This is a genomic window from Micromonospora trifolii (assembly GCF_022229005.1).
Classification (GTDB): Bacteria; Actinomycetota; Actinomycetes; order Mycobacteriales; family Micromonosporaceae; genus Micromonospora; species Micromonospora trifolii.
Window position 1 is genome coordinate 1 of record NZ_JAKKFD010000033.1, and the last position, 23685, is coordinate 23685.

20 protein-coding genes are annotated in these 23685 nt (G+C 71.4%); 14 read left to right on the forward strand and 6 right to left on the reverse strand.

The genetic code is table 11. The annotated features are described in order from the left end of the window. Positions 1 to 138 precede the first annotated feature (138 nt). A complete protein-coding gene (locus NIE79_RS20105) occupies positions 139 to 1524 on the reverse strand; it encodes a cation:dicarboxylate symporter family transporter (RefSeq protein ID WP_238680029.1) in 1386 nt (461 codons plus the stop codon). 97 nt (positions 1525 to 1621) lie between these two features. On the opposite strand from NIE79_RS20105, the gene NIE79_RS20110 reads away from it, so the two are divergent. The 3 genes from NIE79_RS20110 to abc-f all read left to right on the forward strand — a co-directional run bounded on the left by NIE79_RS20110 (position 1622) and on the right by abc-f (position 5784). Next, positions 1622 to 3205, forward strand: coding sequence for an ATP-binding protein (locus NIE79_RS20110; protein ID WP_238680030.1), 1584 nt, complete (start codon positions 1622 to 1624; stop codon positions 3203 to 3205). Next, a complete protein-coding gene (locus NIE79_RS20115) occupies positions 3205 to 3900 on the forward strand; it encodes a response regulator (RefSeq protein ID WP_238680031.1) in 696 nt (231 codons plus the stop codon). Before NIE79_RS20110 ends, NIE79_RS20115 begins: the two co-directional genes overlap by 1 nt. A 246-nt stretch (positions 3901 to 4146) precedes the next feature. After that, a complete protein-coding gene (gene abc-f / locus NIE79_RS20120) occupies positions 4147 to 5784 on the forward strand; it encodes a ribosomal protection-like ABC-F family protein (RefSeq protein ID WP_238680032.1) in 1638 nt (545 codons plus the stop codon). A 44-nt stretch (positions 5785 to 5828) separates the two neighbouring features. Here the strand turns inward: abc-f and dnaE are convergent, their stop codons facing one another. Continuing rightward, positions 5829 to 9359 carry a DNA polymerase III subunit alpha gene (gene dnaE / locus NIE79_RS20125; RefSeq protein WP_238680033.1) on the reverse strand — a complete coding sequence of 1177 codons (3531 nt, stop codon included), beginning with the start codon at positions 9357 to 9359 and terminating at the stop codon, positions 5829 to 5831. 144 nt (positions 9360 to 9503) lie between these two features. On the opposite strand from dnaE, the gene NIE79_RS20130 reads away from it, so the two are divergent. The 3 genes from NIE79_RS20130 (at position 9504) to NIE79_RS20140 (ending at position 11308) form a co-directional block, all read left to right on the forward strand. After that, entirely contained in the window at positions 9504 to 10124 is a 621-nt protein-coding gene (locus NIE79_RS20130; RefSeq protein ID WP_238680034.1) for an L-threonylcarbamoyladenylate synthase, read from the forward strand. 99 nt (positions 10125 to 10223) lie between these two features. Beyond that, on the forward strand, positions 10224 to 10763 hold the full coding sequence (locus NIE79_RS20135) for an RNA polymerase sigma factor (protein WP_238680035.1): 540 nt from the start codon (positions 10224 to 10226) through the stop codon (positions 10761 to 10763). Then, positions 10760 to 11308 carry a hypothetical protein gene (locus NIE79_RS20140; protein WP_238680036.1) on the forward strand — a complete coding sequence of 183 codons (549 nt, stop codon included), beginning with the start codon at positions 10760 to 10762 and terminating at the stop codon, positions 11306 to 11308. Before NIE79_RS20135 ends, NIE79_RS20140 begins: the two co-directional genes overlap by 4 nt. On the opposite strand, the gene NIE79_RS20145 is transcribed toward NIE79_RS20140, so the two are convergent. Both NIE79_RS20145 and NIE79_RS20150 read right to left on the reverse strand, forming a co-directional pair. Further along, on the reverse strand, positions 11305 to 12486 hold the full coding sequence (locus tag NIE79_RS20145) for a low temperature requirement protein A (protein ID WP_238680037.1): 1182 nt from the start codon (positions 12484 to 12486) through the stop codon (positions 11305 to 11307). The genes NIE79_RS20140 and NIE79_RS20145 overlap by 4 nt on opposite strands. A gap of 50 nt (positions 12487 to 12536) precedes the next feature. Beyond that, positions 12537 to 13955: a serine/threonine-protein kinase gene (locus tag NIE79_RS20150; protein ID WP_238680038.1), complete on the reverse strand. Its 1419-nt coding sequence runs from the start codon at positions 13953 to 13955 to the stop codon at positions 12537 to 12539. Between the two features lie 134 nt (positions 13956 to 14089). Between NIE79_RS20150 and NIE79_RS20155 the strand changes: the two genes are divergently transcribed. The 7 genes from NIE79_RS20155 (at position 14090) to NIE79_RS20185 (ending at position 20314) form a co-directional block, all read left to right on the forward strand. After that, positions 14090 to 14689: a hypothetical protein gene (locus NIE79_RS20155; RefSeq protein WP_238680039.1), complete on the forward strand. Its 600-nt coding sequence runs from the start codon at positions 14090 to 14092 to the stop codon at positions 14687 to 14689. A 137-nt stretch (positions 14690 to 14826) separates the two neighbouring features. Next, positions 14827 to 15168 carry a PadR family transcriptional regulator gene (locus NIE79_RS20160; protein WP_007458189.1) on the forward strand — a complete coding sequence of 114 codons (342 nt, stop codon included), beginning with the start codon at positions 14827 to 14829 and terminating at the stop codon, positions 15166 to 15168. Then, the gene (locus NIE79_RS20165; protein WP_238680040.1) at positions 15165 to 16115 is read left to right on the forward strand and encodes a permease prefix domain 1-containing protein; all 951 of its coding nucleotides are present in this window, start codon (positions 15165 to 15167) and stop codon (positions 16113 to 16115) included. Before NIE79_RS20160 ends, NIE79_RS20165 begins: the two co-directional genes overlap by 4 nt. Positions 16116 to 16231: 116 nt before the next feature. Then, on the forward strand, positions 16232 to 17569 hold the full coding sequence (locus NIE79_RS20170; protein WP_238680041.1) for a sensor histidine kinase: 1338 nt from the start codon (positions 16232 to 16234) through the stop codon (positions 17567 to 17569). Beyond that, positions 17566 to 18282 carry a response regulator gene (locus NIE79_RS20175; protein WP_238680042.1) on the forward strand — a complete coding sequence of 239 codons (717 nt, stop codon included), beginning with the start codon at positions 17566 to 17568 and terminating at the stop codon, positions 18280 to 18282. The genes NIE79_RS20170 and NIE79_RS20175 overlap by 4 nt, the downstream gene beginning before the upstream one ends. An 80-nt stretch (positions 18283 to 18362) precedes the next feature. Then, the gene (locus NIE79_RS20180) at positions 18363 to 19256 is read left to right on the forward strand and encodes an ABC transporter ATP-binding protein (protein ID WP_238680043.1); all 894 of its coding nucleotides are present in this window, start codon (positions 18363 to 18365) and stop codon (positions 19254 to 19256) included. Continuing rightward, positions 19253 to 20314: an ABC transporter permease gene (locus NIE79_RS20185; RefSeq protein ID WP_238680044.1), complete on the forward strand. Its 1062-nt coding sequence runs from the start codon at positions 19253 to 19255 to the stop codon at positions 20312 to 20314. The genes NIE79_RS20180 and NIE79_RS20185 overlap by 4 nt, the downstream gene beginning before the upstream one ends. A 192-nt stretch (positions 20315 to 20506) precedes the next feature. Here the strand turns inward: NIE79_RS20185 and NIE79_RS20190 are convergent, their stop codons facing one another. After that, positions 20507 to 21694 (reverse strand): peptidoglycan-binding protein, encoded by a 1188-nt coding sequence (locus NIE79_RS20190; protein WP_238680045.1) that lies wholly within the window; start codon positions 21692 to 21694, stop codon positions 20507 to 20509. Positions 21695 to 21957: 263 nt separating this feature from the next. On the opposite strand from NIE79_RS20190, the gene NIE79_RS20195 reads away from it, so the two are divergent. Beyond that, positions 21958 to 23022: a helix-turn-helix domain-containing protein gene (locus NIE79_RS20195; protein WP_238680046.1), complete on the forward strand. Its 1065-nt coding sequence runs from the start codon at positions 21958 to 21960 to the stop codon at positions 23020 to 23022. Between the two features lie 36 nt (positions 23023 to 23058). On the opposite strand, the gene NIE79_RS20200 is transcribed toward NIE79_RS20195, so the two are convergent. After that, positions 23059 to 23673, reverse strand: coding sequence for a ribonuclease FAU-1 family protein (locus tag NIE79_RS20200; RefSeq protein ID WP_238680047.1), 615 nt, complete (start codon positions 23671 to 23673; stop codon positions 23059 to 23061). Positions 23674 to 23685 lie beyond the last annotated feature (12 nt).

Sequence of the window (23685 nt, forward strand, 5' to 3'; positions counted from 1 at the left end):
CGCAACATCATTTCGGCCTTCTCATGCGATACGCTAGACAGCCATTCTATTGTTTTTTTTGTTACAGAAACGCCGACAACCGAGAGCGACACGCTTTCCCCACACGACGCCCTGCCCATCCCCGGTCCACTCCGTGACTCAGGCCGGGGCTCCGGCTGGCGCGGCCTGCTTCTCGTCGGGGCGGGACTCCGCCTCGCCGTCGTCGTGCTCGTCGAGCATTGTGGCCTCGTCGAACGGGTCGTTGCCGCTCAGCACCGCTGTCGCCCGCTCCCGGTCGAACTCGCCGGTCCAGGTTCCCACCAGCACTGTCGCCACCGCGTTGCCGGCGAAGTTGGTCAGCGCCCGGGCCTCGGACATGAACCGGTCGATGCCGACGATCAGCCCGACTCCGTCGACGAGGTCCGGCCGGTGTGACTGGAGGCCGCCGGCCAGCGTGGCCAGCCCGGCGCCGGTGACCCCGGCGGCACCCTTCGACGCGATGATCATGAACAGCAGCAGCGAGATCTGCTCGCCGATGGCCAGCGGCTTGCCCAGCGCGTCGGCGATGAACAGCGACGCCATGGTCAGGTAGATCGCCGTACCGTCCAGATTGAACGAGTAGCCGGTCGGCACCGTGATGCCGACGACCGGCTTGCTCACGCCGAAGTGCTCCATCTTGGCGATCAGCCGCGGCAGCGCCGACTCCGACGACGAGGTCGACAGGATCAGCAGGAACTCCCGGCCCAGGTAACGCAGCAGCGAGAAGATCGAGATCCGGGCCACGAACCACAGCAGCGCGCCCAGGAACACCAGCACGAAGATCAGACAGGTGGCGTAGAAGCCCACCATGATCTGGGCGAGGCTCTTGAGGGCGTCCACGCCGGTCGCGCCGACCACGGCGGCCATCGCGCCGAACGCGCCGATCGGCGCCAGCCACATGATCATGGCAAGGACCTTGAAGACGACCCGCTGGATGACGGTGATGGCGCTGAGCACCGGCTCACCCCGTCGGCCCATGGCCTGGACGGCGAAGCCGACCAGCAGGGCGACCAGCAGCGTCTGGAGCACCTTGCCCTCGGTGAGCGAGGAGAGCAGCGTCGTCGGGATGATCCCCAGCAGGAAATCGGCGGTACCGGCGGCCTCGTCACCGGCGGCGGCCTTGCCGGAGCCGACGAGGTCCGGGCCGAGGTTCAGGCCGGAGCCGGGGTGGATGAGATTGCCGACGACCAGGCCGATGGCGAGCGCGACTGTCGACATGGTCAGGAAGTAGCCGAGGGCCAGGCCGCCGACCTTGCCGACCTTCGCGGCCTGCCGGACGGAGCCGACGCCGAGCACGATGGTGCAGAAGATGACCGGGCTGATCATCATCTTGATCAGGTTGACGAAGCCGGTGCCGATCGGCTTCAGTTCCTTGCCGAAATCGGGGGCGACCAGGCCGACCACGATGCCGGCGACCACTGCCACGATGACGGCCAGATACAGGTAACGGGTACGGTCCCGGCGGACCGCCGGTGCCGGGGTGGTGGCGGATGCGGTGGTGTCCATGTCGACAATGTGAAGCGCGTCTCACCCGTTGACAGCCTTGCGGTCATTCTGTTCACCGCGACGGCCGAAACGGTGGCGCGACGAGGAGGTGGTGGAGATGGCCCGACGCCAGTGGAGCATCGCGGGGCAACTCTTCGCCCTCCAGGCGATGGTGGTGACGCTGCTCGTGCTCGCCGGCGCGGCGGGCGCCGTCTGGCTGGCCCGCAGCGACTCCCGCCAGGCCGCGCAGGAGGAGGTGCTCGCGGTGGCGCAGACCGTGGCCGGCTCCCCCGACGTCCGCGCGGCCCTCACGACCGCCGACCCCGCGAGGGTCCTCCAGCCGTACGCCGAATCGACCCGGCAGGCCACGGGCACCGACTTCGTGGTGGTGATGGCCCCCGACCGCACCCGTTTCTCGCACCCGACCCAGGGTCGGATCGGCGAGCCGTTCGTCGGTGAGATCGGACCCGCCCTGGCGGGCCGCGCGTTCACCACCACCAACGTCGGGACGCTCGGCGAGTCGGTGCGCGCTGTCGTTCCGGTGTACGACGAGCAGCGACGCCTCATCGGTCTGGTCTCCGTGGGCATCACCACCCGCGAGATCGACAAGAAGCTGCTCGGCCAGCTGCCGGTGCTGTTCGGTGTGGTCGCGCCGGCTCTGGCGCTCGCGGCGACGGGCTCCTGGCTGCTCAGCCGCCGGCTCCGTCGCCAGACGCACGGTCTGGGACCGGCGCAGATGACCCGGATGTACGAGTACTACGACGCCGTTCTGCACTCGGTGCGCGAAGGTCTCGTCGTGCTGACCACCGATCGTCGGGTGGCTCTCGTGAACGACGAGGGCCGCCGGCTGCTGGGGCTCGACGCGGACGCGTCGGTGATCGACCAGCCGGTGGCCGGGATCGACCTGCCGCCCGCGGCGGCCGAGCTGCTGGACTCCGGGCGCGACGCCCGTGACGAGCCGATCGTCGCCGGTGACCGCGTGCTCGTCGCCAACCAGCGGACCACCCGCTTCGAGGGCGCGGTGCTCGGCACCGTACTGACCCTGCGCGACCAGACCGATCTGCGCACCCTGGCCAGCGAACTGGATTCGGTACGCGCGCTGACCGAGGCGTTGCAGGCGCAGACCCACGAGTCGGCCAACCGGCTGCACACGGTGCTGACCCTGGTCGAGCTGGGTCGCGCCGACGACGCCGTCCGGCTCGGCACCCGTGACCTGGCCCTCGCCCAGCAGCTGACCGACCGGGTGGTCGGCGCGGTGACCGAGCCGGCGTTGGCCGCCCTGCTGCTCGGCAAGTCCGCACAGGCCGGCGAGCGGGGGGTGGATCTGGTCATCGAGCCGGACTGCCGCCTCGACGACAGCCCGCTGCCGACCGGTGACCTGCTCACAGTGGTCGGCAACCTGGTCGACAACGCCCTGGAGGCGGTGGCCGGTACGCCGGCGCCGCGCCGGGTGCGGGTCTTCGTCGGCGCGGCCGACGACGAGCTGGTGGTCCGGGTCGCCGACAGCGGCCCCGGGCTGGCCCCGGAGCGGGTCGCCGACGCGTTCCGGCGCGGCTGGTCCACCAAGAGCACCGGCCGGGGCCTCGGCCTGGCGCTGGTCGGGCAGGTGGTGCGCCGGCACGGCGGTAGCGCCGAGGTCTGTCGCTCCGACGACGGCGGCAGCCTGTTCACCGTCCGGCTGCCGAGCAGGATCGAGCGGTAGTGACCGCCATCCGGGTGCTGGTCGTCGAGGACGAGCCGCTGCTGGCCGAGGCGCACACCGCGTACACCGAACGGGTTCCCGGTTTCGTGGTGGTCGGGGTGGCGCACACCGCCCGGGCGGCGATGGCGGCCCTGCGCGCCAACGGCGGCGGCGACGTGGACCTCGTACTCCTGGATTTTCGGCTGCCCGACCTGCACGGCCTGGACGTCTGCCGGGCGCTGCGCGCGGCCGGCAGCAGCGTCGACGTGCTCGCTGTGACGTCCGCGCGGGACCTGGCGGTGGTCCGCACCGCGGTGTCCCTCGGGGTGACCCACTACCTGCTCAAGCCGTTCACGTTCGCCGCGTTCCGCGACAAGCTGGAACGGTACGCCGACTACCGCGCCCAGGCGCTCGCCGACGGCGAGGTCGCCGCCCAGCACGAGGTGGACCAGATGTTCGCCACCCTGCGCGGCACCGCCGGGCACAGCCTGCCCAAGGGGCTCGACGCGCAGACCCTCGATCGGGTACGCGCCGCGCTCACCGACGGCACCCGCGCGGACGTCGGGCTGTCCGCGACCGAGGTGAGCGCGCTGACCGGCATCTCCCGGGTGACCGCTCGCCGCTACCTGGAGTACCTGGTGACTGTCGACCGGGCCGCCCGCACCCCCCGCTACGGCACCCCCGGCCGCCCCGAGGTCGAGTACCGACCCCGCTGAGCGGGCTCGCCCTATTGCGGTGGCGGGGCGGCGATCCGTTGTTAGACTCGGCGAGTTGGGTTAGCGGTACGACAAGGGAGACCAGACATGGCGGGTGACGACGACATCTCCGGGTGAGACCGGATGTGTTCGGCCATCGGCTCGGCGCGCGTAGGCGCAGCCGCCGTGGCCATGACGTCGTTCCACCGGTTCCCGTTGTCGTCGGGCGGCTGAGGCGCGCCCACCCCACCCTTTGAGGTCACTCGCATGTCTGATGCGTTCATTGTCTGCTCGAACCTGTCCTTCTCCTGGCCGGACGACACCCCGGTCTTCGCGGAGCTGTCCTTCACCGTTCCCGGCGGTCGTACCGGCCTGGTGGCGCCCAACGGCGCCGGCAAGAGCACCCTGCTGCGGCTGATCGCCGGGGAACTGCGGCCCAGCAGTGGCAGCGTCACCGTCGACGGTGTGCTCGGCTACCTCCCGCAGACGCTGCCGCTGGTCGGCGACCTGAGCGTGGCGCAGGTGCTGGGCGTCGCCGAGCGGATCGCCGCGCTGCACGCCATCGAGGCCGGCGACGCCAGCGAGGAACACTTCGCCACCGTCGGCGACGACTGGGACATCGAGGAGCGCACCCGCTCGGAGTTGGACCGGCTCGGCCTCGGTGACCTGTCGCTCGACCGCCGGTTGCACACCCTCAGCGGCGGCCAGGTGATCTCGCTCGGCCTGGCTGCGCAACTGCTGCGCCGTCCGAACGTGCTGCTGCTCGACGAGCCGACGAACAACCTGGATCTGGAGGCCCGGCACAAGCTCTACGACGTGCTCACCGACTGGTCCGGGTGCCTGCTGCTGGTCAGCCACGACCGGGAACTGCTGGACCGGATGGACCGCATCGCCGAGCTGGACCAGGGCGAGATCCGCTGGTACGGGGGCAACTTCACCGCGTACACCGAGGCGGTGCAGGCGGCGCGGGAGGTGGCCGAGAGCAACCTGCGCAACGCCGAGCAGGAGGTCAAGCGGGAAAAACGGGAGATGCAGCAGGCCCGGGAACGCGCTGACCGGCGGGCCAGCAACGCCTCGAAGAACCTGAAGAACGCGGGCCTGGCCCGGATCGTCGCCGGTGGGCTCAAGCGCAGCGCGCAGGAGTCGGCGGGCAAGGCGCAGGAGACGCACTCGTCCCGGCTCGGTCAGGCCAAGGCCCGGCTCGACGAGGCGGGGCGGGCGGTACGCGACGAGGACCGGATCGTCGTGGACCTACCGGACACCACAGTCCCGGGTGGACGCACCGTCTTCTCCGGCCAGGGGATACGGGCCCGCTTCGACGACCGGGACCTGTTCGGCGGCGACGGCGCGGACCTGGTGATCCGGGGTCCGGAACGGATCGCGCTCACCGGGGCGAACGGCGTCGGCAAGTCGACACTGCTGCGCCTGGTCAACGGCGACCTGGACCCGGCCGGCGGCGAGATCCGGCGGGCCGACGGGCGGATCGCGTACCTGTCGCAGCGGCTGGACCTGCTCGACCTCGACCGTACGGTGGCGGAGAACTTCGCCGCGTACGCGCCGAACCTGCCGGACGCCAAGCGGATGAACCTGCTCGCCCGGTTCCTGTTCCGGGGCGCCCGGGTGAACCTGCCGGTCGGGGTGCTCTCCGGCGGTGAACGGCTGCGCGCCACCCTCGCCTGCGTGCTCTGCGCCGAACCGGCGCCGCAACTGCTGCTGCTCGACGAGCCGACGAACAACCTGGACCTGGTCAGCGTGGGTCAGTTGGAGAGCGCGCTGTCGGCGTACCAGGGGGCGTTCGTGGTGGTCAGCCACGACGAACGGTTCCTCGCCGAGATCGGCGTGCAGCGGTGGTTGCGGTTGGCCGACGGCCAACTGCGGGAGGTCAGCGCCCCCGACCGCGGCTGAGCCCGGTGGTCCGGCCGGCGCACGCCGGCCGGACCGAGGCCCGGTCAGCTCACGTTGGCTGGGCCGAGGACGCTCTTCAGGTCACCCATCAGCGCGGTCGTCGCCGCCACCCGGAACGGACCCAGCCGCAGGGTGGTGGTGCGCCCGCCGTTCTGGAGTTTGACGTGCACCTCGGTGTCGCCGGGGTGCAGCACCAGGGTCTCCTTGAGTTTCTCCACCAGCGGCGGTGTGCAGCGGTGCACCGGGATGGTGAGGGTGACCGGCTTGTTGGTGGCGCTGGTGCTGACGTCCGGCATGGACATGTCCATCGCCATGATGCGGGGGGTGTCGTCGCGGCGGTCCACCCGACCCTTGACCACCACGATGGCGTCCTCGGCGATGTACTGCCCGATCACCTCGTAGGTGTTGGGGAAGAACAACGTCTCCACCCCACCGGCCAGGTCCTCCAGGGTGGCCGACGCCCAGGCGCGGCCCTGCTTGGTGACCCGGCGTTGCACCCCGGACAGGATGCCGGCGAGGGTGACGACCGCCCCGTCGGGCACCGCGCCCTCCTCGGCCAGAGACGCGATGGTGGTGTCGGCCGCCGCGTTGAGGATGTGCTCCAGGCCGAACAGCGGGTGGTCGGAGACGTACAGGCCGAGCATCTCCCGCTCGAAGGCCAGCTTGTCGCGCTTGTCCCACTCGCTGTCGCCGATGGTCGGCATCACAGTGGTGCTGCCGGTGTCGGCGTCACCGAAGCCGGCGCCGAACAGGTCGTACTGGCCGACGGCCTCCTTGCGCTTGACGTCGGCGTACGCGTCGATCGCGTCGGCGTGCACCGCGAGCAGGCCCTTGCGGGGGTGGTCGAGGGAGTCGAACGCCCCCGCCTTGATCAGCGATTCGATTGTCTTCTTGTTGCAGACCACCGCGTCCACCTTGGACAGGAAGTCGTAGAAGTCGGCGTACTCGCCCTTCTCCTCCCGGCAACGCATGACCGAGGCGACCACGTTCGCCCCGACGTTGCGCACGGCGGCGAGGCCGAAGCGGATGTCCTTGCCGACCGGGGTGAACGGCCCGGCCGAGGTGTTCACGTCCGGCGGCAGCACCTGGATGCGCATCCGGCGACACTCGGCCAGGTAGAGCGCCATCTTGTCCTTGTCGTCGCCGACACTGGTCAGCAACCCGGCCATGTACTCGGCCGGGTAGTGCGCCTTCAGGTACGCGGTCCAGTAGGAGACCAGGCCGTACGCGGCGGAGTGCGCCTTGTTGAAGGCGTACCCGGCGAACGGCACCAGGACGTCCCACACCGCCTGGATCGCCTCGTCGGAGTAGCCGCGCTCGCGGCAGCCGTCCCGGAACGGGATGAACTCCTTGTCGAGGATCTCCTTCTTCTTCTTACCCATGGCCCGGCGCAGCAGGTCCGCCTGACCAAGGGTGTAGCCGGCGAGGATCTGCGCGGCGCGCTGCACCTGCTCCTGGTAGACGATCAGGCCGTGGGTGGGCGCCAGGATCTCCCGCAGCGGCTCCTCCAGCTCTGGGTGGATCGGCGTGATCTCCTGGAGCTTGTTCTTGCGCAGCGCGTAGTTGGTGTGTGAGTCGACGCCCATCGGACCGGGTCGGTACAGGGCCAGGACGGCGGAGATGTCCTCGAAGTTGTCCGGCTTCATCAACCGCAGCAGGGACCGCATCGGCCCACCGTCGAGCTGGAACACGCCCAATGTGTCACCGCGGGCCAGCAGCTCGTACGCGGGCTTGTCGTCCAACGGCAGGCCCAGCAGGTCGAGCTTCCGGCCGTGGTTCAGCTCGATGTTCTTGACCGCGTCGTCGATGATCGTCAGGTTGCGCAGGCCGAGGAAGTCCATCTTCAGCAGCCCGAGCGACTCGCACGTCGGGTAGTCGAACTGCGTGATGATCGCCCCGTCGGCGTCGCGGCGCGTCAACGGGATGTGCTCGATGATCGGCTCGGCGGACATGATGACGCCGGCGGCGTGCACACCGGTCTGCCGGATCAGCCCCTCGATGCCCTTGGCCGTGTCGATCACCTTGCGGACGTCCGGGTCGGAGTCGTACAGGCCGCGGATCTCGCCCGCCTCGGCGTAGCGGGGGTGCTTGTTGTCGAAGATGCCGGTGAGCGGGATGTCCTTGCCCATCACCGCCGGTGGCATGGCCTTGGTGATCCGGTCGCCGACCGCGTACGGGAAGCCGAGGACCCGGGCCGAGTCCTTGATCGCGGCCTTGGCCTTGATCGTGCCGAAGGTGGCGATCTGGGCGACCTTGTCCTCGCCCCACTTGTCGGTGACGTACTTGATCACCTCGCCGCGCCGACGCTCGTCGAAGTCGATGTCGACATCCGGCATCGAGACCCGCTCGGGGTTGAGGAACCGCTCGAAGATCAGGCCGTGCTGGATCGGGTCCAGGTCGGTGATGCCCAGCGCGTACGCGACGAGCGACCCGGCGGCGGAACCACGGCCCGGACCCACTGCGATGCCCTGGTTCTTCGCCCACTGGATGAAGTCGGCGACCACCAGGAAGTAGGACGGGAAGCCCATCTGGTTGATGACGCCCAGCTCGTACTCCGCCTGGACGACGTGCCCCTCCGGGATGCCGTTCGGATAGCGGCGGGCCAGGCCGGCGAAGGTCTCCTTGCGGAACCAGGACTCCTCGGTCTCCCCCTCGGGCACCGGGAAGCGCGGCATCAGGTTGTGGAACTCGAACATGCCCTTCGGGTCGACCTTCTCGGCGACCAGCAGGGTGTTGCGGCAGCCCTCCTGCCACAGCTCGGACGAGTCCACAGCGCGCATCTGGTCGGCGCTCTTGATGAAGTAGCCGCCACCCTCGAACCGGAACCGGTTGGGGTCGTCGATGTTGCTGCCGGTCTGCACGCAGAGCAGCACGTCGTGGGCGGTGGCCTGCGCCTCGTGGGTGTAGTGGGAGTCGTTGGTGACCACCGGCGGGATGTCCAGCTTGCGGGCGATCTCGGTGAGCCCCTCGCGGACCCGGCTCTCGATGGAGAGGCCGTGATCCATGATCTCCAGGAAGTAGTTGTCCTTGCCGAAGATGTCCTGGTAGCTGGCGGCGACCTTGAGGGCCTCGTCGAACTGGCCCAGCCGCAGCCGGGTCTGCACCGCGCCGGACGGGCAGCCGGTGGTGGCCATGATCCCCTCGGCGTGCTCGGCGATCAGCTCCATGTCCATCCGGGGCCACTTGACGTAGTGCCCCTCCATGGAGGCGCGCGAGTTGAGGGTGAAGAGGTTCTTCAGGCCCTGCGCGTTCTTCGCCCACATGGTCTTGTGGGTGATCGCGCCGTTACCGGAGATGTCGTCGCTCTTCTGCTCCGGGCGACCCCACTTGACCCGTGCCTTGTGATAGCGCGACTCCGGCGCCACGTACGCCTCGACGCCCAGGATCGGGGTGATCCCGGCGGCCATCGCCTGGTTGTAGAAGTCGTTCGCGCCGTGCATGTTGCCGTGGTCGGTGATCGCCACCGCGGACATGCCCAGCCGCTTGGCCTCGGCGAACAGGTCCTTCAGTCGGGCCGCTCCGTCGAGCATCGAGTACTCGGTGTGCACGTGCAGATGCGCGAACGAATCAGCCATGCGTGGCGCCCCCCGGCGGTGTGGATCTTGTTGGTCGGAGCCGACCGGCACCTACCCTACCGAGGTGATCTCGGCGGCTCCACCGTCCGCGCCGAGGGTGGCCCTCGTCTCCTGATCGCCCCCGGGTGCGCCTAGTCTCGGAGGATGGCGAGGTACTACGACGTACACCCGGAGAACCCACAGCCCCGGGTCATCGGGCAGGTCGCCGACCTGATCCGCAGCGGTGGGCTGGTCGCCTACCCGACAGACTCCTGCTACGCGCTCGGCACCCGACTGGGCAACCAGGACGGGCTGGACCGGATCCGGCAGATCCGACATCTCGATGATCGGCACCACTTCACGCTGGTCTGCCACGACTTCGCGCAGCTCGGTCAGTTCGTGCAGATCAGCAACTCGGTCTTCCGCCTGGTGAAGGCGTCCACCCCGGGCAGCTACACGTTCATCCTGCCGGCCACCCGCGAGGTGCCCCGCCGGATGCTGCACCCGAAGAAGCGGACCGTCGGCGTGCGGGTGCCCCGACACACAGTCACCCAGGCGCTGCTGGCGGAACTGGCCGAGCCGCTGGTGTCCAGCACGCTGGTGCTGCCCGGCGACGAGGAGCCGATGACCCAGGGCTGGGAGATCAAGGAACGGCTCGACCACCAGCTCGACGCGGTGCTCGACGCCGGTGACTGCGGTAAGGAGCCGACGACGGTGATCGACCTGTCCGGGCCCGAGCCGGAGATCCTGCGCCGGGGCGCCGGGGACGTGTCCCGCTTCGAGTAGTGCGTCGGTTTCGGGTCGGGTGCCGGACGGTACGGGGCCGCTGCTGCGGCACCTGTCCTACGCTCAGGGATCGGCACCGGCGAGCATTGGACACCCGGCATGCCCGACGCGGACAGCATCGACGCCCTGGCCCGGTCCGCCGCGCGCGGCGACCCGGCGGCGCTGAACGCCCTGCTGGTCGCGGTCCGCCCGGAGGTGTTGCGGCTGTGCGCCCGGTTTCTGCCCAACCGGGAGGACGCCGAGGAAGCCTGCCAGGACACACTGCTCGCGCTCGCCAAAGGCATCACCCGGTTCGAGGGCCGCTCCTCGTTCCGCACCTGGCTGCACCGGCTGACCGCCAACCGGGCCCGCTCGACCTACCGCACGCTGCGCCGCCGTTGCCGACTGGAGGCCGGCGGCGTCCCGCTGCCCGACCAGCCCGACCCCCGCCGGACCAGCGTGGTCGCGGGCACCCGCCTCGACCTGCTCGACGCCTTCGACGCGGTGCGCCCCGACCTCGCCGAAGTGGTGGCCCTGCGTGACGTCCTCGGGCTGAGCTACCCCGAGATCGCCGCCCTACTCGACGTACCGGTGGGCACTGTGAAGTCCCGCCTGCATTCGGCCCGCCACCAGGTCCGGCAACGACTCGGCAGCGAATGAGCCAGGCATCGCTCCGCCGGCTCGGCGTCCTCCTCGCGGCCACCGTGGGGGTAGCCGCCTGCGGCGGCGGCGACGCCGTCTCGCCACTGCCCGTGCAACCGCCCCTGCCGACCCGTACGACGCCGGCCCCCTCCGCGATCGCCGCGACCTCCGCGAGCCCCGCGTCCACCGGGTCGCCGTCCCGACCGCCGCCGACCAGCGCGCGCCCGGCCGCGCCACCGCCCGCACCCACCAGGCCCAGGGGTACGCCTCGAACGACTCCCCCGCCGACCGACGCGACGCCGGCCTGTCAGGGCGCGGTCCGCTACGACCTGCCGCTCGCCGAGACCGAGATCGAGCTGCTGAAGTCGCTCTGCTTCGCCACCGGCGCGGTGCTGCGCATCCAGGGCATCGGGCCCGGGCTCGTCACGGTGGACCGCCCGGAGTTGGTCTCCCAGCAGTATGAGGCCGGCGTGGTGGACATCCGCTTCGTCCGCGCCGGCACTGTCGCCGTGACGATCCCCAAGGACGACCGGGAGCACACCATCACCGTGGTGGTCCGCTAGCCGGTGGATCGGCGCCGGGCCCGGATGGACTCGGCGGCGGCGACCCCCAGCAGCACCAGACCGGCGGCGACGCTCACCGCCAGACCGGGCAGGTGCGCCGCGACCGGAGCGAGAGCGATCGTCACCACGGCACCGACGACGTGCGACAACGGCAACCGCTCGTAGACCGCGTACTCGAGCACCGCGCGACCGCACAGCACCAGCCCGGCACCGCCCAGGATGAGCGCGACCATCGGGGCGCCCGGCCGCTCGGCGGGATGCTCGATGACCCGTTCGACACCGGCGGCCGTGCCCACCACCCCGGCGATCATCAGCCAGTGGGCGTACGGGTTGGTCTGCACCAGCCGGGCCGGGTGCGGCGACGACTCGATGGCGGCACGCAGGGTCGCTCCGGCTCCTCGGGCGTAGCTCCACCAGAGCACCGCGGCCGTGAGGAACGCGGTGCCGAAGGTGGCCACCCGATCCGCCGTGAACGGTTGGTGGCCCAGGCTGAGGACGCTGACCAGGACCAGCTCACCCAGGGACAGGATGTAGATCTGCTGGTAGCGCTCGGCGAGGTGCTCGGGCACCACCTGGTAGCGCGGCAGAGGCGCCCGACCGGGAAGCGGAAAGCGCAAACCGAACGCGGTGTAGTCGACAGTCAGCGCGGCCAGCCACAGCGCGAGCCGCCAACCGGGATCGGCCACCAGACCGCCGACCACCCAGAGGGTCCCCGAGCCGACGTCCCAGATCAGGGCGCGTACCGGACGCTCCTGCTCCGGCCGCCCCCGCAGGAACCAGGCGAGCACCAGCCCTCGCACCAGGAAGATCACGACCCAGGTACCGCTGAAGATCAACCCGTGGTCGCCGAACGCCGTGGGCAGCGCGGCGGCCATCAGCATCAGGCCGAACATGGTGCCCAGGATCAGCAGTGGGATCGGATGCTTGCGAGGGCTGTAACTGTCGGTGATCAGCGTGGTGGTCACCCACACCGCGAACAGTGTCGACAGCAGGAGCAGCGCCTGGGCGATGCCGGTCCAGCTCTGGTCGGCGGCCATCTTCATCGAGGTCATCGCCAGACCGGCGACCAGGGCGAGGTCGAAGAACAGCTCCAGCAGATCCGTACGCGGTGATCCGTTCGGCGTGCGGATCGGCGCCGGGCGCGTACCGCCGCTCACCGGCTCGCGCTTCTGGGCCACGCTGACAGCTTCACACCCGGCGCGCCGCCGCCGGGCGGGTTCGGCCGCACCTACCGCAGGCGCACGCCGGCGAGAAGGGTGTCCACGAAGTCGGGCCCGCTGTCCGCGGGCGGGGCGATCTGCACGTACACCACTGCGGGTCGGCCGGGGTGCAGGGCTGCCGACTCGATGATCTGCGGCCGGCCCCGGTCGCAGCGGTACGCCACAACTGTCCACTCGACGCCCACCTGCCGGGTGGCGCGGGCCGGCGCGGGCGTGCACTCGCCGTGCGTACGCTCGGCCAGGAAGCCGGCGGGCGTGGCGCGGGCCGCCGTGCTGACGGAGAGGCCCACGAACGCGCCGGGCAGGTGGGGGTCGGCGGCCCAGCGGCGGGGTTGCGGCGACATCACCAGCGCCGGTTCGGGTTCGCCGTCGGCACCGTAGTGACCGGCCCAGGTGGCACCCGTGGCGGACCACCCGGGCGGCAACGTCACGGTCAACGGCCCGGTCGTGTACGTGCCGCCGACCGGCCGAGCCGACCCGGCGCCACCCGCCTCGGCGCCCAGCGCGCCCACCGCGGCGACGGCCACCACCGCTGCCCCGGCCCGCCGCGACCAGTACCGGCGGCGCGCCCCCGCCCGGCGTGACGGCTGCCGCCGCACGCGACCGGTCGCCGCAGCCGGAGCGCTCGCGCGGATCAACGCGGCGTGCAGGGTCGCGGCGTCGGGATAGCGGTCGGCCGGGCGGTGGGCGGTGGCCTGGGCGAGCACCGCCGCCACGGCCGCGGGCACGTCGTCCCGGAGTCGGATCTCCCGAGGGTGCCGAGGCGGATCGGGCCGGGTCGGGTTCGCGCTCGACGGGTCGGCGGCCAGCAGTCGGATGCCGAGCCGGCCGAGCCCGTACACGTCGGCGCGGGTGTCGACCACAGCGCCCGGATCGTCCTGCTCGGGGGCCATGTAGCCCGGGGTGCCGGCCCGGGCGGTCAGCCCGGAGGCGGCGGCGAGCGCCTTGGCGAGGCCGAGGTCGGCGATCAGCACCTGTTCCGGCCCGTCGGGGCCTGCGGAGCGGAACAGGATGTTGCCCGGGGTGAGATCGCGGTGCACGACGCCGTGGCGGTGCAGCACGGCGACCCCCGCGCAGACCTCGCCGAGCAGCCGCAACGCCGTCGGCGCGGGGATCTCGTCAGCGGCCAGCCGGTCGCGCAGGCTGCCCCCGTCCGCCCAGGCCAGAACCGCGTAGGGGCGGCCGTCGGGCAGCTCACCGACGGCGTGCACCCGGATCAGCCGCTCGTGCTCCAACCGGCGCAGCAGCCGAGCCTCGTCGAGGAAGCGTTCCCGCACCCGCAGGTCGTGGCTCCAGTTCTCGGCCAGCACCTTGATCGCCACGTGCGCGTCGAGCGCCCGGTCGTAGCCCAGCCAGACCGTCGCGAACGAACCGACGCCGAGCAGTCGCGCGATCGCGTAGGGCCCGATCCGCAGTGGAGCCGTCACCGTTGTCACCCCCGGCCAGCACGGTCGGTCGGCGTTTCTCTGCACAGTAGACCCGGACGATCGGAATCCCGACGAACCGTTGGCCCTGGCCCGGTGACTAACAGGGCAGGAGACCCATCACCGAAGGAGCCACGATGAACCGTCCCACGATCCTCCTCACCACCGCCGCGTTGGCGCTCGGCACGCTCGTCCCGGCGACCGTCGCCGGCCCGGCGGCGGCAGCGCCACTGACCGGCGGCACCGCGCCCGCCTCGGCGCGCGGTCCGCTCACCGCCGCCGCCGGGCACAGTCACCCGCAGGTGCTCAGCGTCCGAGGCGTCGGTGTGTACCGCATCGGCGCCAGCCTGACGTCGCTCACCACCAACGGGCACATCGACTGGACCGTTCCGACCTGCGGCGGGGTGGTGCACGCCGGCGCGACCGGATCCTGGGCCGGCGTGATCCTGCTGGCCTTCCGCGACGGGCGACTGGTGGAGGTCGGTACGGCCACCGCGCCGCCGCGGTCCTCCGCCGGCGCCACTGTCGGCATGTCCTTCGACGAGTTGGAGGCGATCTACGGCCGGCGAGGTTCGCTGATCCGCAACGACGCGGGGGACGCCGAGGCGTACCTGGTCCGGGTGGGGTCGCGGGTGGAGCTGTTCACCGGGCACCCGATCCGGCCGGGGGCGGGCTACTTCCAGGTCGGCCCGGCCAGCTTCGTCGAGCGGAACTTCCGGCAGGGCCCGACCTGCTGACCTGCTGACTCTTCCCAGGTACGGGGCGTCCGGTGTCGACCGGGCGTCCCGTACGTCGTATCGGTCCGACGGAGGTTGGGCGGACACGATGATGTCTCACTAGACAACACTGTGTGGCACACAGTATGGTGTGACACATGGTTAGCGAGGACGTTCTACGGACGCACCTACAGGAGTTGCGTCGAGGCACCGTCGTGGTGGCCAGCCTGGTCGCGCTCCGCCGACCGGACTACGGCTACGCACTGCTGCAACGGCTCACCGACCACGGCTTCCCGGTCGACGCCAACACCCTCTACCCGCTGCTGCGCCGCCTGGAGGACCAGGGGCTGCTGACCAGCGAGTGGAACACCGAAGAGAGCCGACCGCGCAAGTTCTACCGGACCAGCGACGAGGGCGAGTCGATGCTGAACCGCCTCCTCGACGACCTCGCCGCCGTGCAGACCTCCATCACCGGGCTGATCCAAGGAGTGGACCGATGAACACCCTGACCGACCGCTACCTCGCCGCCACCCTGCGATCGGTGCCCACCCAGCGCCGCGACGAGATCGCCACCGAGCTGCGGGCCTCCATCGAGGACATGATCGACGACCGCACCGGCGGTGGCGCCGACCCGACAGTGGCCGAGCGGGAGGTGCTCACCGAGCTGGGCAACCCGGACGTGCTGGCCGCCCGGTACGCCGACCGCCGGTTGCAGCTCATCGGCCCGACCTACTACCTGCTCTGGCTGCGGCTGCTGAAACTGCTGCTCAGCTTCATCCCGGCGCTCGTCGGCACTGTCGTCACAGTGGTCGAGGCGGCCGAAGGAGAGGGTTTCGGGGCCATCGGGCCGGGCATCGTCGCGGCCATGCAGGTGGCCGTGCAGATCACCTTCTGGCTCACCCTGACCTTCGCCATCATCGAGCGCACCCAGACGGCGGTGGACGTCCCGGAGTGGACTGTCGACCAGCTGCCCGACGCACCGGTGCGACGAGGCGTCCCCCTCGCCGACACCATCGCATCGGTGATCATGCTGCTGCTGACCATCGCGTACCTGCCGTTCCAGCACTACCACTCCTGGGTGCGCGGCACCGACGGCGAGAACATCCCGATCCTCGACCCGGCGCTCTGGTCGTTCTGGCTGCCGGCGCTGATCGTCGTCCTGGCGCTCAGCGTGATCTTCGAGATCGTCAAGTACCGGATGGCGCGCTGGACCTGGACGCTCTTCGGCATCAGGGCGTTGCTCAACCTGGCGTTCGCGGTGCCGCTGGCGTGGCTGGCGCTCTCCGACCGACTGCTCAACCCGGCACTGGCCGAGCGCCTGAGCTGGGTGGCGGAGGCAGACAACCGGGACTCCCTCGGCCTGGCCATCGCGGTGGGCGCGGCCGCGATCGTGGTCTGGGACCTGGTCGACACAGCTCGGAAGACCCGCCAGCAGACGAGCGCGTGAGCGACACCAGAGTAGGCGGCCCGGCGCGTACCCCGCGTCGGGCCGTCGCCCGTGGTGGTGACCGCGGCGGCCCGCCCGGTTGGAGGGCCTGGTGGGCGGCGTGGCATCGTTCCCGGATGACAGTGGCACAGCGACCGGAATGGCGTCGTCCGGGTCCAACGGCGGAGCAGCGCCGAAACGACCTCTGGATCGGCCTGGGGATGACCGGGCTGGCGCTGGTCAGTCTGACCCTGGCCCGCAGCACCGGCGCGTTCCTGCTGGGCCCACCGCCGTCCGGGCCGGAGCAGCTGTTCTGGACCGTCGCAGTGACCCTCCCGCTGATCTGGCGACGACGGCGGCCGACCGCGACGGTGCTGGTCGTCGCGGTGGCGTTCATCGCCGCGCAGGCGCGCTCGGCCCCGGAGAGCCAGTTCTCCTCCTGGGCCCTGTTCTGCGCCCTCTACACCGTCGGCGCCTGGGGGCAGGACCGTCAGGTGTCGCGCCGGCTGCGGATCGGCGTGATCGCCACGATGTTCGCCTGGCTCGGGCTCTACTACGCGGTGATGATCGACCACATCCCGGCGGACACCTTCGCTGACGCGGTCGGGCCGGTGCCACCGGTGCTCGCCGCGATGGTCAACGGCGTGCTGCTCAACGTGCTGGTCTTCGGTTTCGCGTACTTCTTCGGCGAGACCGCGTGGGTGGCCGCGCGCCGCGAACACGAACTGCGCGCCCAGGCCGAGGACCTGCGCCGGTCGCAGGCCGACGCCCGGGAACGGGCGGTGCTCGGTGAACGGGTCCGGATCGCCCGCGAGCTGCACGACGTGGTCGCCCACCACGTGTCGGTGATGGGCGTGCAGGCATCCGCCTGCCGCCGCGTGTTCGACCGCGACCCGGGTAAGGCCCGCACGGCGCTGACCGCCATCGAGCAGAGCGCCCGCACCGCCGTCGACGAGTTGCGCCGGATGCTCGGCGTGCTGCGGACCTCCGCCGGCACCGACGCCGCGCCGCCGACGGCCGGCGGCGTCGAACGGATCGACGAGCTGGTCGAGCGGGCTCGGGCCGCCGGGCTGACGGCCACCCTCGGGGTGTACGGCGACCCGGTCGCGTTGCCCGAATCGGTCTCTCAGACGGCCTACCGGGTGACGCAGGAGGCGGTGACCAACACCCTGAAACACGCCGAGGCGGCCCTGCTCGACGTGCGGGTCCGGTACCTGGCGCGGGAGGTGGAGGTCGACGTGACCGACGACGGGCGGGGCGGCGGCCCGACCGACACCGTCGGACTGGGCCTGATCGGCATGCGCGAACGGGTCACCGCCCACGACGGCGACCTGGAGGCCGGGCCGCGGGCCGGCGGCGGCTGGCGGGTACGCGCCCGCTTCCCCCTCGCGGCATCGACGGACCGGCCGGTGGGCCCACAGCGGGAGCCGGACGACAGGCAGCAGGCGGCAGCCGCAGCGGAGCCGTCGGCATGAGCGCGGCAGCCCAGCACGCACCCGACACCGGGCCGACGGTCCGGGTGCTGCTCGCCGACGACCAGCATCTCGTCCGTACCGGCTTCCGGGTCATCCTGGAGGTGGAGGACGACATCGAGGTGGTCGGTGAGGCCGCCGACGGCGAACGTGCCGTCGCCATGACCCGAGCCACCCGCCCCGACGTCGTACTCATGGATGTGGAGATGCCCGGGATGAACGGCCTGGAGGCCACCCGGCAGATCGTCGCCGACGGCCCCGGGGCGCCCGCGGTGCTGATCCTCACCACCTTCGATCGCGACGACTACCTGTTCGCCGCGCTGCGGGCCGGGGCCAGCGGCTTCCTGCTCAAGAACGGCACGCCGGAGGAGCTGATCGAGGCGATCCGGGTGCTGGCCAGGGGCGACGGTCTGCTCGCCCCGGAGATCACCCGGCGGGTGATCTCCACCTTCGCCCGACCCGGCGACCCGGCGGGCACCGCCCACCGGGGCCCGGACGCCGAGGCCACGCTGGCCGAGCTGACACCGCGCGAACGGGAGGTGCTGATGCTGCTCGCCGCCGGATCGAGCAACGCGGAGATCGCCACGGCCATCCACCTGGGCGAGGCGACGGTGAAGACGCACGTGAGTCGGGTACTGGCCAAGCTCGGCCTGCGCGACCGGGTGCAGGCAGTGGTGTTCGCGTACGAGAACGGGGTGGTCCGGCCCGGCGGGTGACGGCGTCCGCCGCGAGGCGGACCCGCCCGCTCACCCGCCGGGCGGACGGCGCGGCGGCGTGATCGATCTAGCGTGAGTGCGTGACCAGAACGCTTCGCCTCGACGGCGTCGACCGCAGCTTCGGCGACCGTCAGGTGCTCAGGAACGTGTCCTTCGAGGTGTCCGCCGGCCGGATGACCGGTTTCGTGGGCGCCAACGGCGCCGGCAAGACCACCACCATGCGGATCATCCTGGGTGTCCTCGCCCCCGACGCCGGCGAGGTGACCTGGGGCGGCACCACGCTGACCCGGCAGGACCGCCGGAGCTTCGGCTACATGCCGGAGGAGCGCGGCCTCTACCCCAAGATGACCACCCGCGAGCAGGTGACCTACCTGGGCCGGCTGCACGGGCTGGACGCTGCCGCGGCACGACGTTCCACCGACGCCCTGCTGGACCGGGTCGGGCTCGGTGAGCGCGGCGACGACCTGCTGGAGACGCTGTCGCTGGGCAACCAGCAGCGCGCCCAGATCGCCGCCGCGCTGGTGCACGACCCCGAGGTGCTGGTGCTCGACGAGCCGTTCTCCGGCCTCGACCCGCTGGCCGTGGAGACCGTCGTGGCCGTGCTGCGGGAACGGGCCTCAGCCGGCGCGCCGGTGCTCTTCTCCAGTCACCAGCTCGACGTCGTGGAGCGCCTCTGCGACGACCTGGTGATCATCGGGGACGGGGTGATCCGGGCCGCCGGCAGCCGGCAGCAGCTGCGCGACTCGTACACAGTGCCCCGCTTCGAGCTGGTCGTGGAACACGACGCCGGCTGGGTACGCGACCACCCCGGGGTGACAGTGGTCGAGTTGGACGGCGCCCGGGTGGTCTTCGACCTGCCGGCCGGCACCGACGAACAGCCAGTGCTGCGGGCGGCCCTCGCGCGCGGCCCGGTCCGCGCCTTCCGCCCGGTCAGCCCCTCGCTCACCGAGATCTTCCGAGAGGTCACCCAGTGAATGTCACCCAGGCCACCCGGCTGATCGCCGAACGCGAGATCCGGGTCAAGCTGCGCGACCGCACCTTCCTGTTCGGCACGCTGTTCTTCCTGTTGATCGCCGCGGCGGGCACCATCCTGCCGCCGCTGTTCTCCGGCGGGCCGTCCACAGTGGCGGCGACCGAGAGCCTGGCCGCGCCGCTGCGCGCCGCCGGGCTGGAGGTCCGGGTCGTCCCCGACGACCGGGCCGCCGAGCAGTCCGTCCGTGACGACGACGTGGACGCCGCGGTGGTCACCGGACCGGCCGTCCTGGCCATGGACGACGCCCCCGACGACGTGGTGAAGGCCCTGAGCACCCAACCGACCGTCCGCCTGCTCGACCCGGACGCTGTCGATCCGGTGGTGGCGTTCCTGGTGCCGTTCGTCTTCGCGTTCGTCTTCTTCATCACCTCACAGACGTTCGGTGTGCAGATCGCGCAGAGCGTCATCGAGGAGAAGCAGACCCGGATCGTGGAGATCCTGGTCGCCGCCGTGCCGGTCCGGGCCCTGCTGGCCGGGAAGGTGGTGGCCGGGGCCATCCTGGCGTTCGCACAGATCGCCCTGATCGCGGTGGTGGCGGTGATCGGGTTGCAGATCGGCGACAGCGGAGGTCTGCTCAGCCTGCTCGCCCCGGCGATCGGCTGGTTCGTGCCGTTCTTCCTGATCGGTTTCGTGCTGCTCGCCGCCATGTGGGCGGCGGCCGGCGCGCTGGCCAACCGGCAGGAGGACATCGCCGCCGTGTCGACGCCGGTGCAGTTCGCCGTCATGCTGCCGTTCTTCGCGGTGATCTTCCTGAACGACAACGCCACAGCGATGCGGGTGCTGTCCTACCTGCCGTTCTCGTCGCCCACGGCCATGCCGCTGCGGCTGTTCACCGGCGACGCGGCCGGCTGGGAGCCGATCGTCTCGCTGGTCGTCCTGGTGCTGGCCGCCGGCGCGTTCCTCCTCGCCGGTGCCCGGGTGTACGAGGGGTCGCTCCTGCGCACCAACGGCCGGACCTCGCTGCGTACCGCCTGGCGGGAGCGGGAGACGATCGGCTGAGGGGTACCGCCCCGAGCGGGCGTCGGTGTCCTGGTCGGATGCCGGCGCCCGCTGCCGTACGGCACCGTTCCGAGCGCTGTTCGGAGGCTGCGAACAGCGCGGGCACCCCTACGGTGGGTCTATCGCACGGCAACGGCCTGGCTGTCGCCGGTTCCGGACCGAGGGGCTCCCGATGACCGCACCCAACAGCTGTCACATCGACGGCGACGGTGCGCACTGCCAGTGGCCGAAACCGCCGGTGAGCGACCAGACGTTGCGTGCCGTCCGAATGTTCCAGTACGGGTCCAGTGCCGTCCGGGGGTCGACACCGAACCGGGACAACTCCGTGTCGGTGAACTGGAACAGCCCCCAGCGCCGCGACCCGTCCGCGACGACGACCACCCGGTACGGGTCCAACTCGGACAGACACCGCGCCATCTCCACAGCCCCGCTCGGGTCCTCCGGGAAGGCCCGCCGCAGGTACTTGCCGATCCGGTCCTCCGGCCAGGCTGCCGGCACCGTCGGCTGGCTCGCCAACTCGTCGAGCACCTGCCCGTCCGCGGTGCCGCTGACCGGCAGGCTCCCCAGGGCCTGGAAGGCGATCAATCCGCTGGTGGTGCCGGGGCCGAACCAGCCGTCCACCGGCACGTCCAGTCCACGGGCCACCAACCGCTCCTGGAGGTTCAGCACACACGGGCCGTACATGCCCTGGCGCAGGACCAGCGGGCAACCTTCGGTCGGCGAGGGTTTCGCCGCGGCGGTGAGGTTCGGCAGCAGCGTGCCGGCGCCGCCGATCGTCAGCGCGCCGAGGACCGCGAGCACCGCCAGCCGGAGGCGGCGACGGGCCGAGCGGGGCGCTGCGGGCCGCGACCGCTCCGGCAGGACCGGCCGAACCGTCGGTGTCGAGTCGGCGGACGGACCGGGGTCGGCGGACGGCACCGCGTCGGCCGACGGAGCCGAGCCGGTGGGCAGGGTCGAGCCAGCGGCCGGATCAGCGGGCGAGGTCGGCTCAGCCGACGGGATCGGGCCAGCGGGCGGAACTGGCTCAACCGGCGAGGGCTGGCGGGCGGCGGGCGCCACTGTGGTCTGCGTCGCCGACGTCTCCCATCGGTCCCGTTCGCTGAGGCGGGCCTCAATGTCCCGCCTCGTCTCCACCCACCGATCAACGTCGGGCACCCCGCAGGCCGCCAACATCGCCACGACGGTGCGCTCCCGGGGCAGGGTGATGCGCCCCAGCATCGTGGCGAGCGTGCTGGCCGGCAGCCAGTGTCCGGCCGCCGAGGCCCGCCGGGAGATCTCCCGGTAGGTCAGGCCGGAGCAACGCCGCACGTCCCGCAGCAACGCGACGTACTCCCCCGCCGTGGCCGCCTGCGGCACCGCACCCCGGGCACCGTCATCCATCGATTTCCCCGTTTCGTCGATCTGGTCGAGCCCGGACCGGTGCCGGTACGAGCCCGTCGGCCGTACCCCGGTCAACGGCGCGACCATCGAGCATCGACGCTAGATAAGCTGGCGGACGAGGACAATGCCCTGGTCGCCGGGAAGCGTTGTCCGCGCAGCTCAGGGCAGCATGTCCGGATCTTGTCCGGATCTTGTCCGACCATCTCGGACAGTCACTGGGACCCGAGTTGCCCCCGCGTCGGCGGTGTCTGGAGAATCGTGCGATGACCACGGGGGAGCTACGCCCGGACGACGCGTCCAACCCGGCCGAGTTCGTCGAGATGCTGCGCCAGCTCAAGGACCGGTCCGGGCTCACCTACCGGCAGCTGGAGCAGCGTGCCGCGTCGGCGGGTGACGTGCTGGCCCGTAGCACCGCGGCTGACATCATGCGCCGGTCCACACTGCCGCGACCCGAGGTGGTGGCGGCGTTCGTTCGGGCCTGCGGCGCCGAGGACCAGGTCGAGACGTGGCTACGGGCGCGACACCATCTCGCGGTGAACGCGTACGCGCCGAGGCCGCCCGCGTCGGACCAGCCGGCCGACGGCAGCCCAGCGGACCGTTCGCCTGCCGACGCGGCACCGACCGTTGTGGAACGTCCGGCGCGGGCGTGGTGGTTCGCTCGGCGCACACCGCTGACGATTCTCGCCGTCGTGGTGCTGCTGGCAGTGGTCGGCGTGGTCGGCTGGATTGAACGACCCGACGACACACAGCAGACGGGTCAGCGCGGCGGCCCGACCCCCGGGGTTTCCGACGTCCCCCCGGCGGGCAGCGCCAGCCCGGACGGCGATGCCAGCCCCGAGGCCGACGCCAGCCCGACGATCGGGCCGGACGCGCGCCTGAGCCGGATCCACCCCGTCCGCAGCCCGCAGCTGTGCCTCAGTGAGGGGCGCGACCGCACCGGACAGTACCCGAGCGAGGTGTTGGTCCAGCGCCCCTGCGTGGACGCCACCCCGCCGGACACCTACCTGGAGCCGGCGGCCGACGGGCTGTACTTCATCAAGTGGAACCACCCGGCGCACGGGCCGGGTTGCCTCACCGTCCGCGCCGAAGATCCCGGTCGGAACATGCTCGAACCCTGGCAGAAGTGCAGAGACACCAACTCGTCGCAGCTCTACCGCTTCGAGCCGACCGCATCCGCGCCGACCTCGTACCGCATCAGGCCGAGCGGCACGAATCTGTGCGTCGGGCTCCGCGACGACGACACCGAGGTGTCGGCCGAGGCGATGGTCGAGCCGTGCACCAACGGCGCGGACCAGGTGTTCCTGGTCGATCCCCGGCCGGAAGGCTGACGGGCCGGGTCGAGCGGCCGGGTGGAGCGCCGCCGGTCAGCGCGCGGGCGGCACCTGATCCCAGCCGGCGGGCAGCGGGGGTGCCGTCCAGGCGGGGTCGGGCTGCCAGGCGGCCCACGCCGGGTCCCACCAGCGCTCACCCCCGTCGAGCAGGGCGGCGATCCGGTCACCCTCGGCCTGGATGGCGTCCGCCATGCCCGGGTAGCGCCCCTCGACGAGGCGCTGGGCGAACATCTCCACGTCCTTCCAGACGTACCGGTCGGCGTCCGCCGCCCACCACAGGTCCAGTTCGTGGTCCAGGGTGTCCACCCCGATCGGGGTACGCCGGACCGGGTCCTGGAGGTTGAAGTACCAGCCGGCGAAGTCGCGCCCCGGCCCGGCCCAGAACACGTCGATCGAGTGCGCCTCACCGGGGCGTTGCAGCATCAGCTTGCCGTGCCCGGACCAGGAGCGGTGCCCGGCGGCCTCCCACGGGTGCCGCCCGCAGGGGAAGACGCCGGCGTCCGGGAAGCCGAACTCGGCCCCCGGTGGGAGGTAGAGCGCGAGCAGGTCGGGCGAATCCTCGACGCAGATCGTCGGGCACCCAAACCAGACCTCACCCCGCAGCACCTCACGCCGCACCACGGTGTCGCCAGAAGCAAACCGCCCCACAACCCCTCCTCG